Source organism: Dehalococcoidales bacterium, from assembly GCA_035529395.1.
Lineage (GTDB): Bacteria > Chloroflexota > Dehalococcoidia > Dehalococcoidales > Fen-1064 > DUES01.
Map to the genome: position 1 here is coordinate 1 of DATKWT010000037.1, position 16,167 is coordinate 16,167.

General features: G+C 55.5%; 17 protein-coding genes. 8 read left to right on the forward strand and 9 right to left on the reverse strand.

The annotated features are described in order from the left end of the window. Nucleotides 1–510: 510 nt before the first annotated feature. From VMW13_02115 to VMW13_02130, 4 genes are read right to left on the reverse strand one after another with little or no spacing between them, the layout of a single operon-like run. Nucleotides 511–1,146, reverse strand: coding sequence for an iron-sulfur cluster assembly scaffold protein (locus VMW13_02115; GenBank protein HUV43603.1), 636 nt, complete (start codon nucleotides 1,144–1,146; stop codon nucleotides 511–513). Nucleotides 1,147–1,167: 21 nt separating this feature from the next. Next, complete coding sequence (locus tag VMW13_02120) at nucleotides 1,168–2,334, reverse strand: cysteine desulfurase family protein (protein ID HUV43604.1); 1,167 nt, start codon at nucleotides 2,332–2,334, stop codon at nucleotides 1,168–1,170. A 21-nt stretch (nucleotides 2,335–2,355) separates the two neighbouring features. After that, a complete protein-coding gene (locus VMW13_02125) occupies nucleotides 2,356–2,784 on the reverse strand; it encodes a DsrE/DsrF/DrsH-like family protein (GenBank protein HUV43605.1) in 429 nt (142 codons plus the stop codon). 15 nt (nucleotides 2,785–2,799) lie between these two features. After that, nucleotides 2,800–3,021, reverse strand: a complete 222-nt coding sequence (locus VMW13_02130) for a sulfurtransferase TusA family protein (protein HUV43606.1) — start codon at nucleotides 3,019–3,021, stop codon at nucleotides 2,800–2,802. Between the two features lie 616 nt (nucleotides 3,022–3,637). On the opposite strand from VMW13_02130, the gene VMW13_02135 reads away from it, so the two are divergent. The 3 genes from VMW13_02135 (at nucleotide 3,638) to VMW13_02145 (ending at nucleotide 7,303) form a co-directional block, all read left to right on the forward strand. After that, nucleotides 3,638–4,846 carry a homocysteine biosynthesis protein gene (locus VMW13_02135; GenBank protein ID HUV43607.1) on the forward strand — a complete coding sequence of 403 codons (1,209 nt, stop codon included), beginning with the start codon at nucleotides 3,638–3,640 and terminating at the stop codon, nucleotides 4,844–4,846. Nucleotides 4,847–5,389: 543 nt separating this feature from the next. Further along, nucleotides 5,390–6,361, forward strand: coding sequence for a 6-phosphofructokinase (pfkA, locus tag VMW13_02140; GenBank protein HUV43608.1), 972 nt, complete (start codon nucleotides 5,390–5,392; stop codon nucleotides 6,359–6,361). A 54-nt stretch (nucleotides 6,362–6,415) separates the two neighbouring features. Then, nucleotides 6,416–7,303, forward strand: a complete 888-nt coding sequence (locus tag VMW13_02145) for a DUF362 domain-containing protein (GenBank protein ID HUV43609.1) — start codon at nucleotides 6,416–6,418, stop codon at nucleotides 7,301–7,303. 33 nt (nucleotides 7,304–7,336) lie between these two features. On the opposite strand, the gene VMW13_02150 is transcribed toward VMW13_02145, so the two are convergent. Next, nucleotides 7,337–7,957, reverse strand: a complete 621-nt coding sequence (locus VMW13_02150; GenBank protein ID HUV43610.1) for a DsbA family protein — start codon at nucleotides 7,955–7,957, stop codon at nucleotides 7,337–7,339. Nucleotides 7,958–8,139: 182 nt separating this feature from the next. On the opposite strand from VMW13_02150, the gene VMW13_02155 reads away from it, so the two are divergent. Beyond that, the gene (locus VMW13_02155; protein ID HUV43611.1) at nucleotides 8,140–9,072 is read left to right on the forward strand and encodes an aldo/keto reductase; all 933 of its coding nucleotides are present in this window, start codon (nucleotides 8,140–8,142) and stop codon (nucleotides 9,070–9,072) included. 15 nt (nucleotides 9,073–9,087) lie between these two features. Next, nucleotides 9,088–9,921, forward strand: a complete 834-nt coding sequence (locus VMW13_02160; protein HUV43612.1) for a lysophospholipase — start codon at nucleotides 9,088–9,090, stop codon at nucleotides 9,919–9,921. Between the two features lie 43 nt (nucleotides 9,922–9,964). On the opposite strand, the gene VMW13_02165 is transcribed toward VMW13_02160, so the two are convergent. Both VMW13_02165 and VMW13_02170 read right to left on the reverse strand, forming a co-directional pair. Further along, entirely contained in the window at nucleotides 9,965–12,019 is a 2,055-nt protein-coding gene (locus tag VMW13_02165; GenBank protein ID HUV43613.1) for a CotH kinase family protein, read from the reverse strand. Between the two features lie 29 nt (nucleotides 12,020–12,048). After that, nucleotides 12,049–12,831 carry an alpha/beta fold hydrolase gene (locus tag VMW13_02170; protein HUV43614.1) on the reverse strand — a complete coding sequence of 261 codons (783 nt, stop codon included), beginning with the start codon at nucleotides 12,829–12,831 and terminating at the stop codon, nucleotides 12,049–12,051. A gap of 159 nt (nucleotides 12,832–12,990) precedes the next feature. On the opposite strand from VMW13_02170, the gene VMW13_02175 reads away from it, so the two are divergent. From VMW13_02175 to VMW13_02185, 3 genes are all read left to right on the forward strand, one after another. Next, complete coding sequence (locus VMW13_02175; protein HUV43615.1) at nucleotides 12,991–13,248, forward strand: Smr/MutS family protein; 258 nt, start codon at nucleotides 12,991–12,993, stop codon at nucleotides 13,246–13,248. A 93-nt stretch (nucleotides 13,249–13,341) separates the two neighbouring features. Next, complete coding sequence (locus tag VMW13_02180; protein HUV43616.1) at nucleotides 13,342–14,478, forward strand: thiolase family protein; 1,137 nt, start codon at nucleotides 13,342–13,344, stop codon at nucleotides 14,476–14,478. A 2-nt stretch (nucleotides 14,479–14,480) separates the two neighbouring features. Continuing rightward, nucleotides 14,481–14,903: a Zn-ribbon domain-containing OB-fold protein gene (locus VMW13_02185; protein HUV43617.1), complete on the forward strand. Its 423-nt coding sequence runs from the start codon at nucleotides 14,481–14,483 to the stop codon at nucleotides 14,901–14,903. A 2-nt stretch (nucleotides 14,904–14,905) separates the two neighbouring features. Here the strand turns inward: VMW13_02185 and VMW13_02190 are convergent, their stop codons facing one another. Next, nucleotides 14,906–15,589: a class I SAM-dependent methyltransferase gene (locus tag VMW13_02190; protein ID HUV43618.1), complete on the reverse strand. Its 684-nt coding sequence runs from the start codon at nucleotides 15,587–15,589 to the stop codon at nucleotides 14,906–14,908. A gap of 227 nt (nucleotides 15,590–15,816) precedes the next feature. Further along, nucleotides 15,817–16,167, reverse strand: a 351-nt coding sequence (locus tag VMW13_02195; GenBank protein ID HUV43619.1) for a hypothetical protein, incomplete at its 5' end; no start/stop codon positions are given.

Consider the following 16,167-nt stretch of genomic DNA (forward strand, 5'->3'; position numbering starts at 1 on the left):
TTCGAGCGCAACCCTATCCTTGATACTACCGCTGGGGTTCAGGCTCTCCAATTTAGCGTAGACATTACCCAGTTTAATTAGTGGGGTGTTCCCAATGGTGGCCAGCACATCAAGTTCTGTATTACGCATATCCATCCTTTACAAAAACAATCCTGCCTGGAATCCCGGTCAAAATAGTGCCAATTCAATTCCGGCGAGTACCAATAAGGGCGAAACTGGTATTCACCTGGTTCGACACTATCCATAAAATTCTAGCAGTTACGATGGCGACTATCAAGCTGCTGCTGAAGCGTTACGCTGAAGAGCGGACTGGGACACCGGAACACCCGGACCTGTTTTTTAAAAAGTTGCGCGACATGAAGCTACAGATATCCCTGGTGTGAGCCTGGTGGCACAAAGAGATTCCGGGGTCGTAGTCAGACTATCCCGTGCCCCTTCATTACGGGAACCACATGCCTTCACCAGGGCCGTAACTACATTCGGTATATCCTGGATGGTTGTAGCCCGGGTCTATTCCGTGAAGTCAACGACCACTTCCTGTACGTCCCACAGTGGTTCTATCTTCTCGAGCACTTCCTGTTTCATCGCCGGAGCGAACTGGTGACCGGCAGGCAGGTCAAGAACAACCCGCACAGTCCCGTCCTTCACCTCGATTGAGTCAACCATGCTGCTGCGCACCACACTCAATCCGGTAATGGGGCTGACAACCTTCCGCAGACGCCGTCGCACCACTTCTACCGTGGTCGGTTTCCGTTCCTTGACCAGACCGTGGCGCTCCTCGTAGTTCTGGATTGCGGAGCGTAGTCCTTCTATCGCCAGCACGGAACAGTGGGCCTTGATTGCCGGTAGACCACCCAGCGCATCCGCCGCCTGCTTCCATGTTATCTTCCTGGCCTCGTCCAGCGTCTTGCCCATGGCGAGCTCGGTGATGATTGAGCCGGTGGCAATATTGGAAGCGCAACCGTAGGACTCGAACTTGATATCGGAGATTCGCCTGGACGCTTCGTCGACGCTTATGTAAACCGCGACCATGTCGCCACAGGCCGGGCTTCCCTCCGTTGCCTTTCCATCAGGGTCCTCAATCTTACCCACATTTTGCGGGTGGCGAAAATGCTCCAGTACGGTGTCGCTGTAAGGAAACTTCATATCCATTCCTCCTTCCCTTTACTATTCTTTACCCAGTGGGCTGATTTCTCTCAATTCATGCACTATCTCGGCCAAGGCATCAACCACAGCATCGGCGTCTTCAATGCTGTTGTAACGTCCGGGGGTGAATCGAATCGAACCGTGCGCCCTTTCGTGGTCACCGCCTATCCCGTAGATTACGTGGCTGCCTTCCAGGGAACGGCTGAAGCATGCTGAGCCCGTACTCACGGCGAAGCCACGCATGTCAAGATGCAACGTAATCGACTCTCCCTCAACGAAGTGAAATGTGACATTGGCGTTCTGTGGCAACCGCTGCCACCGGTGTCCGTTGAGCGTGGTCCTGGGTATTTCGGCGAGTGCGCGGTCGATAATGCGGTCACGTATCGCCTGTAACCGCTGTGTCTCTTCCGGCGTGACCAGTTCTACCGCCCTGGCAAACCCCACTGCGCCAGGTATGTTCTCCAGTCCGGCCCGCAGGTTGAATTCCTGGAAACCGCCGTCCATCCACTTCACCAGAGGTGTCCCCTGACGGATATAGAGTCCGCCGACACCTTTCGGGCCGTGGATAGTGTGCGCCGCCACCGTAACCAGGTCAACAGGTACCTTTTTTACGTCAAACTCAACACGACAGAAGCTATGGGTGGCATCGGTATGGAAGAGCACCCCTTTATCACGGCAGATTGTGCCAATTCTCTCAATATCCTGGATGGTGCCTATCTCCTGGTTGGCATGCTGGATTGAGACTAGTATGGTATCATTGTTGATTTCAGCTTTCAGCTTGTCCAGATTGACAAAACCATCCCCATCCATTTCAAGTCGTGTTACCCGGAACCCCTGTTTCTCAAGTGTTTGTGCACTATAAAGCACCGGGAAGTCCTCAATCGTGGAGATTATTATGTGCTTACCCTTCTTTTCTCCCAGTGCCAGGGCCACTCCCTTGAGGGCGATATTAGAGGACTCGGTGCTCCCGGATGTGAAGATAAACTCCTCACCCGATGCACCCAGGGCACCGGCCAGTTTCTCCCTGGCCTCAGTCAGCGTCTCCCGCGCCTCGATTCCCAGCGAATAGCCAAACTCCGAGGTGGCCACAGCGAAGGTATTAAAAAAGTACGGAGTCATCACCTCCAGCACACGCTCGTCCAGCCTTGTTGCCGCGGCATTATCCAGATAAACGAACCGTTCCTGCATGTCAGCCTCCTCCTGCGTCTTCTAGATGAATAATGTTATAGTTGATTCCCTGGCCTCGTTGACATAGGTACCAACTGCGCAGTAGTCAGATATCAGGTCGTCACGCAGGTCCTCGCGCTTGATACCCATTATTTCCATGCTCATATCGCAGGCCAGAATCTTGCCACCCAATTCTACGAAATCCTGGAGCATTCTCTCAAGGGAGGCAACATTCGCCGCCTTCATCTTCCGCTTCACCATCCATTTGCCCAACCCAAACATGTGCATCCTGGACAGCGTGCCCTTTTCCAGGCCACCCTTCTTGAGACGTTGCAGTCCCCAGAAAGTGAAGTATAGCGATGCTTCCATGCCCATGGCAAGTGCTCCGTTGGCAACAATCAGGGCACTGTATATTTTATCCATATCTCCGCTGTGAACGATGATGGTCGCCTTATTCTTTTCGTCTGTCATAGCCCTCGCCTCCAGCTACTTTCGTATCCTGATACGCCAGTTTTGTCCCTCTTCCTTCACTTCAAGAAGTTCCAGGCCCAAAGCCTTGACAGCCATCGGTATTTCTTTCTTTGAAGAAGGATGGTTCCCGACAACCTCCACGATGTCACCCGGCGCTGCTTTTCGCAGGGCTTTACGGGTCTCAACCAGGGGTACCGGGCAGGTCTCACCGATGCAGTCTACTCTTATCTCTGCCATCTTTCGCTACCTCCCCCAAATAATATCAGCCTGACCTGTGATATATCTTGCCTTACGTGAATGCTGTTTGTTCTTAAGATATTTTCCGGTCAACCAATCAGGAATTGCTGGTAAAGACCATGCATTAATACCGTGTGTACAATCTCCCGCTCATTTGATAGATTATAGAACATCAGGAGAGCATAAATCTGTAACAAATGTCCCGCAATTCAAACAATAACCTCACATATCACCTGACTTTACCAGACCGGGCATTTATGATATCATGATATGCCAGGTGAGTATAGCCTACCACCGACAACCCTGCTCTGAAAACGATCAACACGCAGCAGGAATCGGCGGTATTGTTTTACAGGTGGTTGGGGGAGGAGGGACCTGCCCGGAAATGACACGTGATACCCGTGCAGCAGTAGTACCGCAGAGTTGTTCAGCATGGTAGTAAAAATAAAAAGGAACAGGATTATAGGCCAAAGCGGGAATATCTGCTTCGGTCACCTTGATTGTCGCCTCATTACCGGAGGGAACCGGATGGCAACAACTATGCTATGGCTAATGCGTAGCCCGAGAGGGCAAATATGATGGTAATTTCGTATTACGACAAACGAAGGGGTTACGCATGCCTAAGACAATTGAACAAATCAATAATAGAATAAGAAAAGGTGAGGCAGTGGTAGTCACTGCCGAAGAAATAATTGACCTGGTTGAGGAAAAAGGTTTAGAGAAAGCAGCTCAGGAAGTTGACGTAGTGACCACGGGGACCTTTGGACCGATGTGCTCGTCCGGTGCTTTCCTCAACGTAGGACATACCCAACCTCGAATCAAACTTGGTGGCGGCAAGGTATATCTCAATGATGTCCCGGTCTACGCAGGGCTGGGCGCAACAGACGTCTTCCTCGGAGCAACAGCCCTTCCTGATGATGACCCCAGGAACAAAGTGCATCCTGGTGAATTCAACTATGGTGGGGGCCAGGTAATCGAGGAACTGGTTGCCGGCGAAGACATCCGGCTGACCGCTACCGCCTACGGAACAGACTGCTACCCGCGGAAAAGGCTGGAGACCCTTATCAATATAGCGGACATCAATGAAGCGATGCTATTCAATGTCCGTAATGCTTACCAGAACTACAACGTGGCTGTGAACCTGTCCGACAGAACTATCTACACCTATATGGGGGTGTTGAAGCCGGGCATGGGTAATGCCAACTACTCCAGTGCCGGGCAGCTATCGCCACTGCTCAACGACCCCCTCTACCGTACGATAGGTATCGGCACGAAGATTATACTCGGCGGCGGTATCGGCTATGTTGCCTGGCACGGTACGCAGCACAACCCCGATGTCCTGCGGTCGGAAAACGGAGTCCCGAGACGAGGAGCGGGAACACTGGCCGTCATCGGTGACCTCAAGCAAATGAAGCCGGCGTGGCTGCGCGGCACCAGCATGCTTGGCTATGGCACCACGCTTACGGTCGGCATCGCCGTCCCGATACCGGTACTCTCCGAAGAGGTCGTCCGTTATGCAGCGGTGAAGGACGAGGACATCTTCGCTGCTGTAGTCGATTACTCCGGACCATATCCCCAGAGGAGGTCCGATGTACTGGGAGAGGTGAGTTACGCCGAGTTGAAATCGGGCACAATACATGTCCAGAGAAAGAAAGTACCAACTGCCTCTCTATCCAGCTACCTGAAGGCCACAGAACTGGCTACCATGCTGAAAAAACAGATACTGGCCGGTGATTTCCTGCTTACCGAGCCAGTGGCCCCGATACCCGGTCCGGAATCCGGAATCAAGTTCAAGAACCTGGAGGAGCGGTCGGTAGAAGACTAGCATCCGGTTGCACAAATCCGCGTAACATTTAGATTGCTTCGTTTCACTCGCAATGACATGTCAATGGCGTGTTACCCTGAGCGTAACGGAAGGCCCCATTCCGCGGAATGTAATAACCGGTATTTCTGCAGTTGAGTACCAGCCAGGACAACAAAGGTGAAACAACAGTGCACCCATTGTATTGCAACGGTACGGTGGGTGCACTGAACTGTATTGTGAGCACACCACAGAGCGAGGTATCGGGGTCACTGCTTAAACGACTCACCCCACACATATATAGATATAGCCCCTTATCCTCTGGATAAGGGGGCCCCTTATCCAGAGGATAAGGGGGATAAGGCATTGACAGATAGGAGGCAGCCAGTACCATGGCTAACCGCAGGGATACTCTCCGGTGACAACCAGTATCGGCTGTGCTGGAGTGTTACTAATGTACTGGACGAGTACAGGCCATTGAAACCGCTTCCCTGTTGTTATAAACTAAGGTCTTAACATCCTCTGTAAGTGAAGTACGCTCAGCAAGCAGAGTGGCAAGGAGGCGCTGTGAAAAGAATCGGAGTTCTAACCAGTGGTGGTGATGCCCCCGGAATGAATGCTGCCATCCGGGCCGTAGCACGTACCGCACTGTACAAAGGCTGGGAAGTCCGCGGGATACTCCACGGTTACAGCGGGCTTTGCAACGGTAACATGATAGACGTGAAGACACGCGATGTCGGCGGTATCATCCAGCAGGGTGGCACCTGGCTTGGCAGCGCTCGCTGCCCCGAATTCAGGACCGAAGAGGGACGCAGAAAGGGACTCCGCACATTGCACCAGAACGAGATTGACGCACTGGTCATCATCGGTGGCAACGGTTCCCAGCAGGGCGCTTATGCACTATCGCAGATGGGCTTCCCCGTGGTAGGAATTGCATCCACCATCGATAATGACCTCTACGGTACAGATATAAGTCTCGGGGTAGACACTGCACTTGACGTTGCCCTGGTAGCCATAGACAGTATCAAGGTCACCGCTTCGTCACACCAGCGAGCGTTCGTTATCGAGGTAATGGGACGGGACTGCGGCTATCTGGCGCTGATGGCCGGTATAGCCGGAGGAGCTGATTACATCGTCATCCCGGAGGTGGAGGTTGACCCCGAGGAGCTGGCAGCCGAGGTCGGTAGAGTCTACGAGCGAGGTAAAGCCCACGCTATTATCGTTGTCGCCGAGGGCGCAAAGTACAATGCAAAAAATTTGGAGCGTTTCTTCATCAAGAACAAGGCACGTCTGGGCTTTGAATTGAGAGTAACCATACTGGGATACATCCAGCGGGGAGGCAATCCCGGCGCATGGGACCGTCTCCTGGGGACACGACTCGGCGCTGCCGCTACGGAACAGCTGGCACTGGGTGAATACGGTGTAATGGTGGGCCTGCTGAGGGGTGAAATCATCCCGACACCCCTCTCTGAGGTGGTGGCTAACAAGAAAACTCTTGACCCGGACCTTATCCAACTGGTGAAAACGCTCGCATTGTAGACAGTATCAGCCGGTGGTAGTCATGACCCGCTGGCTTGAATTCGGGAGGGTCCAATGAATCAAGTAAGTCTGGTTCGCACCAGCGACAGGGCAAAAGGCGTACGCAGGGCTATAGCCTTGCTTGAGTCCAATCCGGTGCGTGGGAAAACGGTAATGCTCAAGCCCAACTACAACTCCGCCGACCCCACTCCAGGTTCGACGCACATCGACACCCTGCGCGCCCTGGTGGAGAACCTCAAGGAGATGGGTGCGAAGAGTATCACGCTGGCCGAGCGAAGCGGGCCGGGTGACAGCACCCGCGCCGTTATGGAGAAGAAGGGGGTCTTCCTCCTGGCTGAAGAACTGGGCTTCGAGATACTCGACCTTCAGGAGATGGGTGAAGACGGTTGGGTCCTCGTCCAGATTGAAGGCAGCCACTGGAAGAAGGGTTTCATGTTTCCAAGGGCCTACTCCGAGGCTGAGTATATCGTGCAGACATGCTGCCTGAAGACCCACGCCTTTGGCGGTCATTTCACCATGTCCCTGAAGTGCTCCGTGGGTATGGTCCCCGGAGGAAGCCCTTATATGAGGGAGTTGCACACCTCTCCCTATCAGCGTGAGATGATTGCCGAAATCAACGCCGCCTACTCCACGGACCTGGTCGTGATGGATGGTGTCGAGGCATTTGTCGATGGAGGTCCGGCACAGGGAACCCGCGCCGATGCCAACGTCGTACTCGCCAGCAGCGACCGCGTGGCGATTGACGCCGTGGGTGTGGCGATACTGCGCTCGCTGGGCACCACCCCGGACGTGAGCCAGGGACGCGTCTTTGAACAGACCCAGATTGGCCGGGCGGCTGAGCTGGGGCTGGGAGTCAAGTCCCCGGAGGAAATTGAACTGGTCGCCGATGATGCCGAGAGCCAGTCATTCGCCGAAAAGGTAAAGCAGATTCTCCTGGCTTAACGGAGAATATTTCCGCATAATTGTGGTGCTTAGCTACGGGCGTTTTATCTCCCTTATCTGACGCCTGTCCTCGGCAATTGTCCGCACCTCGCCGAACGCGGCAACGGCTTCCTCTGAAGATGGAGGCGGCGCCATCTTCAGGAAGACTGCCTGCTGTTCCGGGAAGACAAGGGTCGGTGTGCCGAACACCTGCAGGGTCTCCGCGGCATAGGTATGGTCTTCAGCAAGCCGTGCCAGCGACTGGCGACCGGTGAAATTCTTATGGAACTGGTCCATATCCAGACCCGAGCTTTCAGCGACCCTGGTCAGCACTGCCACATCAGAGATATCCCGGTTCTCTTCGTGCCTGGCCTTGAGCAGGGCCATGTGGAAGGTATCAAACGCCACTGCTCCCTGCCGACGGGCGGCCTCGGCAGCGCGGAACGCATCACGCCCCCGGCTGGGATAGTCCTCGGGCTGTTCCCACAGCTTCCACTCCGGTCCCTGCTGGCTATTCACCTGCTCCAGGCTGAAGTACTTCCAGTTCACGGTGAGCGCCGGACCAAGGCCTTCTTTGACTCTCTGCAGCCAGACCGCTGCGTTGTAGACATAGGGTCAAAGGTAATCGAAGTACACATCCAGCACCAGGTTGTCGGTCATTCCATTTCTGACCATTTCAGCCTCCTTTTCCTTGCTGGCAACCCTCAGCCCAATGTCCTATTCTACCTTGACCGCACCAGGTCGACAAGTCGCACGATTGTTGACACATGCAGTGTTGAATAGTACCATGCCACTATCTCCGGAAATCCTCGCCAGTCCGACGACCGGAAGAAAAGTAAACGCCGGAGGAGATTACCATGGAATACCGCAGACTCGGTAATTCCGGCCTCAAGGTGTCTGAGGTCGGCCTGGGAGGCAATAACTTCGGCTGGTGGGCCGACGAACAGGCCTCCATCCCCGTGGTCCACGCCGCCATCGACCTCGGCATCAACTTCATCGACACTGCCGACATCTACGACCGGGGGCACTCTGAAGAGTACGTCGGCGAGGCGTTGAAGGGCAAGCGCACCAATGTCGTCATCGCTACCAAGTTCGCCAATCCGATGGGTGACGATGCCAACCAGTGTGGCGCCTCACGGCGCTATATCATGCAGGCGGTGGAAGCCAGCCTGCGCCGTCTCCAGACGGACTACATCGACCTCTACCAGATACACATGCCGGACGCGACAACACCCATTGAAGAGACACTTCGCGCCCTGGACGACCTCATTCACGATGGGAAGGTACGCTATATCGGCTGCTCTAATTTCGCTGCCTGGCAGCTCTGCGAGGCACTGTGGACGTCCCGAACCAACAACCTGCACTCCTTCGTTTCTGTACAGCCGATGTACAATATCCTGGCACGACAGGTTGAGCGGGAGCTTATGCCCTGCTGCCAGGCTTATGGTGTCGGCATCATCCCATACAGTCCGCTGGCCAGTGGTTTTCTTACCGGCAAGTACCGGAAGGGCGAAGAGCCCCCCGCCGGTGCTCGCCTCTCCGGGACTGACCCCAGGTTCCAGCGCATGTTCACTGATGAGAACTGGAACAGGCTGGAGAAACTGGAGAACTACGCCAAGGAACGCGAGCATACCGTCGGCGAGCTGGCGATCGCCTGGCTCCTGGCCAAGCCGATGATGGCTACGGTCATTGCCGGGGCACGTAAAGTTGAGCAGGTGACGGCCAATGTCGCCGCCGGTGATTGGAAGCTGACCGCCGAGGAGGTCGCCGAGATAGAGGGCTTCCTGTAGGCAAAGAAGGGAACCATGAAACACGAGGAAGCCGGATTCAAGGGATACGGAGACGCCAACCTGTACTACCAGTGCTGGCTGCCCGATACGGAGCCACGGGCAGTCCTGGTGGTTGCGCACGGCCTGGCGGAACATGGTGGTCGCTATGCCAATGTGGTCGACCACCTCGTTCCCAGAGGTTACGCCATCTATGCCCCCGACCATCGCGGGCACGGCAGGTCGGAGGGGCAGCGCTGCTACGTAGCGCGGTTCGAGCACTACATTGACGACCTCGAAGCCTTCCTTGCCATTGTGCGCCGGGAGCAACCCAACTTCCGTCTCTTTCTCTATGGCCACAGCATGGGTGGAACCATTGCCCTTGCCTACGCCCTCCAGCACCAGAGTGAGCTTGACGGCCTGATAATCACCGGGGCAGTGCTCCGCCCGGGCAGCAGCATCACAGCGGTGCACATCCTCGCGGCCAGGGTACTCTCTGCGCTCCTGCCCAAGATGGGTGTCACTGCTCTCGACAACGGCGGCATCAGCCAGGACCCCGAAGTGGTGCAGGCATACGTCAACGACCCGCTGGTGTATTGTGGCAAGGTCACCGCCCGCCTCGGTGCCGAGTTCCTCAGGGTGATGCAGCAATTGCCGACGCAGGTGAAGGGGGTCCACCTGCCGGTCCTCATCATGCATGGCACCGAAGACATCCTTTCCGACCCGCAGAGTAGCCAACTGCTCTACGACCGGGTCTCGTCAGAGGACAAGACCCTGATCCTCTACGAAGGCTATCACCACGAAATCCATAATGAGCCGGGGCGGGAGAGAGTGCTGGTTGACATGGAAGGCTGGCTGGAAGCCCGGACCTGACTGCCGGCAGACAGCTACAGCTCTTCGGCATTACTGGCAAGGGCTACTCGAAACGAAGGGTGTGTGCTATCTCCTCGAAGAGCGGCCTGATGAACGCACTGTACCGGTCGATATTCCAGAGGTTGACGGTAATCCATCCTATTCCTCTTTGGACACCGATAGAGTAGCAGTGCATGCGCTGGCCTGCAATCGTGGCTTTGTACTCCACTATCGCGGCTGCCATCCCGTCAGCCAGTGTAGTGCTCCCTGAGGCAAGAACCTCCACAGGTCCTTCCCTCAGAGCGAGGGAGATGACCTCGGTGAAGTCATCTTCCCAGCCGATGTTCCAGTAAGAGACAAACAGTCCGGTAGTACGACTCGGTGCCAGTGCCTCATATAGCTGCGTCTGGGTTGTTTCCGTCCAGTCGTGGGGGTGCATGAAGGAGAACCCGTAGCGTTCGTTGCTGATTTCTTTCGCCGGAAACGAGGTCTCTTCAACCGGTTCCCTGGCAGGCAACTCCTTGATCGGCTGTGCTCCGGCAGCGACTTTATCAACCACAGGTAACTCAGGCAGCTCGTAGTCCTCTTCATTCAATCCAAGCTGCTCGATGACGGAACTGCTCCGCTCATGGAAGTATTTCCTGGCCAAATCACTGATGAACATATCCTCGCCTTCATCGGTGTCATTGTCGAGGTAAGGAGAATATACATCCTGCAGCAGATTGAATATCCGCTCGTACTCGGCAAACGTGAAGAGCTTATTATCCGGATTCATAAACTCGGCCAGATAGTGCTCGTAGGTCTGCCGGTACTCGTCAATCTCGAATATTTTCTCAACCAGGGGATATTCAAAGCTGGAGAACTGGTCAAGCACGTCCTCAGTTATCTGTGGGGCCATGACCTGCAGAAGCTCCCTGTTATGGTTGCCCCAGTCGTAAATGCCGATATGAAGCGTATCAAACAGCGCGAACCCCTCCCCGAGGGACATGTCGAAGTCCGTGGGGAAGTGCTCTATCTTGCCACTATTATTGAAGTACAGGTAGTAATTATTACCGATGGACCAGTAGTCATCCCATTTACCCAGGAGGACGTTCATTGCCAGGTATCGTAGAAAGCGGTCCACCTCGAAGTTGTCGTCCAAGTACTGCTTCAGTTCGGCTCCACTGAGGGTATTCAGGTTACTGACGAAGGTGAGAAACCCGGAATGGTCCTGGATATCTTTATTGGTCTTCAAGTCGTACGTGGGGCGGTAGTGTGCTTCCCAGTCCTTCACACCGACAATCCGGGGGTCGCCAGCGAATACGTGTTCAAAGTTATTCGGGTCATCAATCGGCCCCAGGTTGGCCGGACCGGAGTCGCTCCAGAGGCACTTGTAGAGATTGCCGTCGTTGGCACCGCTGCCGTACCTCTTGGTCAGGAAGGACTTATCTACCGGTTCAATGAGGTTATAGATGCCGAAATAGTGTTTCTCTCCGCCGATGGTTATCCACAGTCGCGCCGAGCCAACCCTGGAGGTATTAACGCCGGCACGCCGCATCATCTCGTAGCCGTATATCTCCCTTATCTGGGAGGTGTCCCAGACCCCGGTAACCGCATTGTGGGAATTCATCCTGAGCTCAAGCTCGCGCAGCTTGGTGAACCGCCTCTGGTTCCGGTCCTCCCATTCCGGTGTGCCTTCTATCTGGTCGAACACCTCATTGAACTTAATCTTGAAGTGGGACTTGTGGAGGTTGCCCTGGGGGTCTTGCGGGTAGGGTCGATTGACGTGCCCCTTGGTCCGAAAGCCGACCTCCCCAATGATGGCATCTCCCGCCGAACCCTTGTAGATAAAGGTCGCTTTTCGGTAGTTACCTGTCAGCGGACGCTGGTTCGGGTCGGTCCTGGCGTAGGCACGCATATCCCTCAGCAGACCGCTCCATTCCGAATCGGAGATGACTATCTCGATGTCGTGAAGCGTGCCGATGGTGAATAGCTCTTCATAGCCCAGTTGGCTGTACTTGATGGTGTCGCTGTCGGTCTGCGCCCGCACTTCACCCGGGGTGCAGCCACTTACACCAAGCACCATCAGGGCCAGAAGAGAAACGGGCAATGCTCCTGATAGAAACCTTGCAATCCTCACCGCTGTCACCACAAAAAAGTACTGCCCAGCTAGCTCCCGGGCAGTTCCAGGCCCCTCAGGAAATCAAGCACCGATTCATTGAATACCTCTACATTGTCCAGGTTGGCAGCGTGACCTGCATCGGGGACCACCATGTGCCGCGCGTCGGGAATGGCCTTCGCCATGTACTCCCCGGCCGCCAGAAACGGGGTGTCTTTCTCGCCAACGAGTACCAGAGTGGGCACCTTGACCTTATCCAGATTATCAATCACCCAGGAATCGAACTGGGCGACGACCTTGCGTGCCATATTGGCCAGACCCACCGGGTCGAGCTTGAGGATGTGTTCTCTGGGGGTGTAGCTCGGGGCACCGTCGGCAAAGGCACTAATACCCTGGCTCATCAACAGTGCTGCCCGTTCTTCCTGCTGCTTGTTCCACTCATCCCTGCGGGCGGGATTCCTGTATCCGGGCCCGGTGTCCATCAGGATAAGCGCGGCTACTTTCTCCGGATGCGTCAGGTAGAACCGCAGTGATTCGTAGCCGCCCATGGAGAGACCGCCAACTACCGCCTTTTCGACTCCCAGTGCTCCGAGGAGCTGATACAGGTCCTCGACCACGATATCAGCCGAGTACCGGTCCACTGAAGCCGGACTTTCCGACTCACCGTGGCCACGGGCATCGTAGATGATGAACTTATATTCTCCAGAAATCGCCGGTACCTGCGGTCGCCACATGTTTACCGTACCGACAAACCCATGGAGAAATACCACCGGGTATCCCTCTCCGTGTACCTCGTAATTCAGCATAATGCCATTGATATTAGCCTTGGGCATAGTAACAGCCTCCTCTTCGTCGGGAATTCGGGGCACTCCAGTAGGCACCATACTAGCATGACCACCATCCGTTCGACAAGCTCGGCTCGCTTACCACTTTCGACACTGCCGTACAGCGCCCGTCACCAGTCTCATGCTATAATAAGATGCGCAATTACCATGAACACATACAATGATGAGCTTGACCTGCACCGCAACACCGTGGACGAAGCCATCCCCAGACTGGACAGTTTTCTGCATTCCGCTTTCCAGGCCGGACTATACCGGGTCTGGGTGGTCCATGGTAAAGGTACGGGAGTACTTCGCCAGGAAGTAAGGCGCTATCTGTCCGGTCACACCCTGGTCAGGTCTCACTGTCCGGCCGACCGATATCACGGTGGCGACGGCGCTACACAGGTGGAGCTAAGCGACCGTTAAAACTCCTGCCGGCCGGGGTATCCGTGCCTTGATTTAGCTGCCGAAACGTGGCAAACTACCTCAAATCATCCTCACAACAGGAAGGAATCCGAAATGAATCTGAAAGACAAGTGTGCCATAGTTGGGCTGGGTTACACGCCCCAGGGAAAGGTCCCCGGTCGCAACGCGATGAGTCTCTACATGGAGGCTACCAGGAACGCCGCCGCCGATGCCGGACTTGCTGTGCAGGATATCGATGGCCTTCTAATCCAGCCCTGCCCCACCGACCCCCGTGTCAGTGCATTCGGTCTGGCCCAGGAGCTCGGACTGTATCCCCGCTTCGCTGGAGACCTCCAGGTACAGGGCGCCACGGGTGGGGCCATTATCCAGCACGCCGCGATGGCGGTGGACGCCGGACTGTGCGATTACTGTCTCTGTGCCTTCGTTGACATGTCACGCACCGGGTCTCCCAGTACCGGCGTCGTCTACCAGATGGCATCGACGACCAACTCCGCCTACGGCAACTTCGGGGTCGCCGCCGGCTATGCCATGATTGCCCGGCGCTACATGCACGAATACGGCGTGACCAGCAAGCAGTTCGGGGCGGTATCGGTGACCTTCCGCAAGCATGCCCAGCTCAACCCCATTGCCCAGATGCAGGAACCGATGACGATTGAGGACCACCAGGCCTCACGTATGGTTGTCGAGCCGCTGCACCTTTTCGACTGCTGCCTTGTCTCCGACGGCGGTCGTGCCCTTATCGTTACCACTGCAGAACGGGCGCGGGCCCTCAAGCAGCCACCGGTCTACATCATGGGAATGGGCCAGGGCCATCCCTTCGCCGACCCGCTACGACGTCCTGTGTTGACGCTGACCGGCGCGGTGAAATCGGGAAAGACCGCCTTTGCCATGGCGGGCATCACTCCCAGGGATGTGGACATGTGCGCCATCTACGATGCATTCAGCTTCGTTGTGCCGCTCCAGTTGGAGGACCTGGGTTTCTGCGGCAAGGGTGAAGGCGGGGCATTCGTCGAGGATGGCCGCATCGGACTCGGTGGAGAGCTCCCCATAAACACCTCGGGGGGCCTTCTCTCCGAAGTGTACCTCCAGGGCTGGGTTGGGACGCATGAACCGGTGCGCCAGCTCAGAGGCGACTGCGGCGAGAGGCAGGTGCCCGGCGCGGAGATTGCCCTGATGACCAGTAGCGGCGGCGTCCTCAGCGAACACGCCACCGTGATAATGAGGAGATAGCCATGAGTGTTGAATATAGGAAGCCTCTGCCCGGTATCGACGATGTGAACCGCCCCTACTGGGAGGCAGCCAGGCGGCACGAACTGGTGATACAGAAGTGCCACCGCTGCGGCTACTACCGTTATCCCCCGGGAACTAACTGCCCCGACTGCCTTTCCGATGACCTGGAGTGGGTGAAGGTCAGCGGGCGGGGTACCGTTTTCACATGGACGGTCTTCCACAAAGTGTATCACCCCGCCTTTGCCGGGGATGCACCATACGCCGTGGTGGCCGTGGAACTGGAAGAAGGGCCGCGGGTCACCAGCAACATGGTCGACTGCCCCCTGGAGGACATCGCGGCTGGCATGCCGGTAGAGGTGGTCTTCGACGATGTTACCGGGGAAATCACCCTGCCCAAGTTCCGCCCGATTAAGCAGGAGGGCTGAGCTCAGGACATCTTTCTTGCATAGAAGACACAGTGGTCGACCGGCTTAGGGTCGGTGAAGTACATTATACCACCAGGCTTCTCTCTCGAACTCTCTTCGACCAGTTCCATATTATGCCGCTTGAGAATAGCCAGTACCCGGTGCTCGTCGTAGAGCTGGAAGCTGCGCTCGGCACTGTAGTCTCTGTCGTAGATGGTCATAATTCCTGCTCCGTTTTTGAAAATAAGCTGCAGTATTCCACCCTTTCTAATGACGCGCGCCAGTTCCGGTAGTGTCGTTCTCTCCACAACTTCGGGGGGGATATGTTGAATGACCGCGTTACACATCACAAAGTCAAAGGAAGCGTCATCATAGGGCAGAGGTTTGGCAAGGTCAGCCACCGTGACGCGGTCCGTTATCTCAGGGTGAAGCTCCTGTGCCGTCCTGATGTTCTCTTTGACAACGTCTATCCCATGTATATCAAAGCCGGATGCCCAGAAACTATAAACATCACGCGCTCCGGCACCACAGCCGGCATCCAGACCCCGTTTTCCCGGCACCAGTTCCTTAAGGCGCTTCAGCAGGTCCAGGTCTGTTCTTACCGCGGGATGGGAAGACTTTATGTAGACCGATTGCAGTAACGCGTGAGTGACCTCCGAGTAGCGCCGGGCATGATTCTCGTAGAACCGAGCCGAATAATCGGCCATGCTGACTCCTTATACAACCATCCGGAAGTGCCTGTACGCAACAGCGTTGTGTTACGCTTATACATGAACAACCCAATCTTACCATCACGGGAAGCCTTCGGCAAGCGACTTTGGGAACTGTTGGACTCCTCTACGAGGTAAAAACAAACGCTCCCCGCACCGCTATCCGCAAGCACGGGGAGCGCCTCTGTTATTAGATTGCCAGACCGATAATGGTCAGATACCGTCTATTGCTTCCATTTGCCGTCCATGGTGAAACCTGAAGGCCATAAATAAGAAGGCACAATGCCAACAATGTGACCTAACTCTAGCCCAGAAATCTCAGAAAAATCTTCATCATCAAGAATGAAAACTGCGATCTCTCCACGGTAGTCACCATTTCCTTGCGATCCCCCGACTAGTGTCCAACCACCGGCGATGCTCAATGTGCGAACCAAGACATACACCTGCATTCCATAAATGGTAATTGGTATCCGTCCGTAGGATTGGTAGGCAAGATCATCGTCAAGGTCGAGTAAGCGGCTCTTCCCCCTCACTCGGAAAGTAAGCGGATCTTCCTCGTTTGTCTCGATTATTCC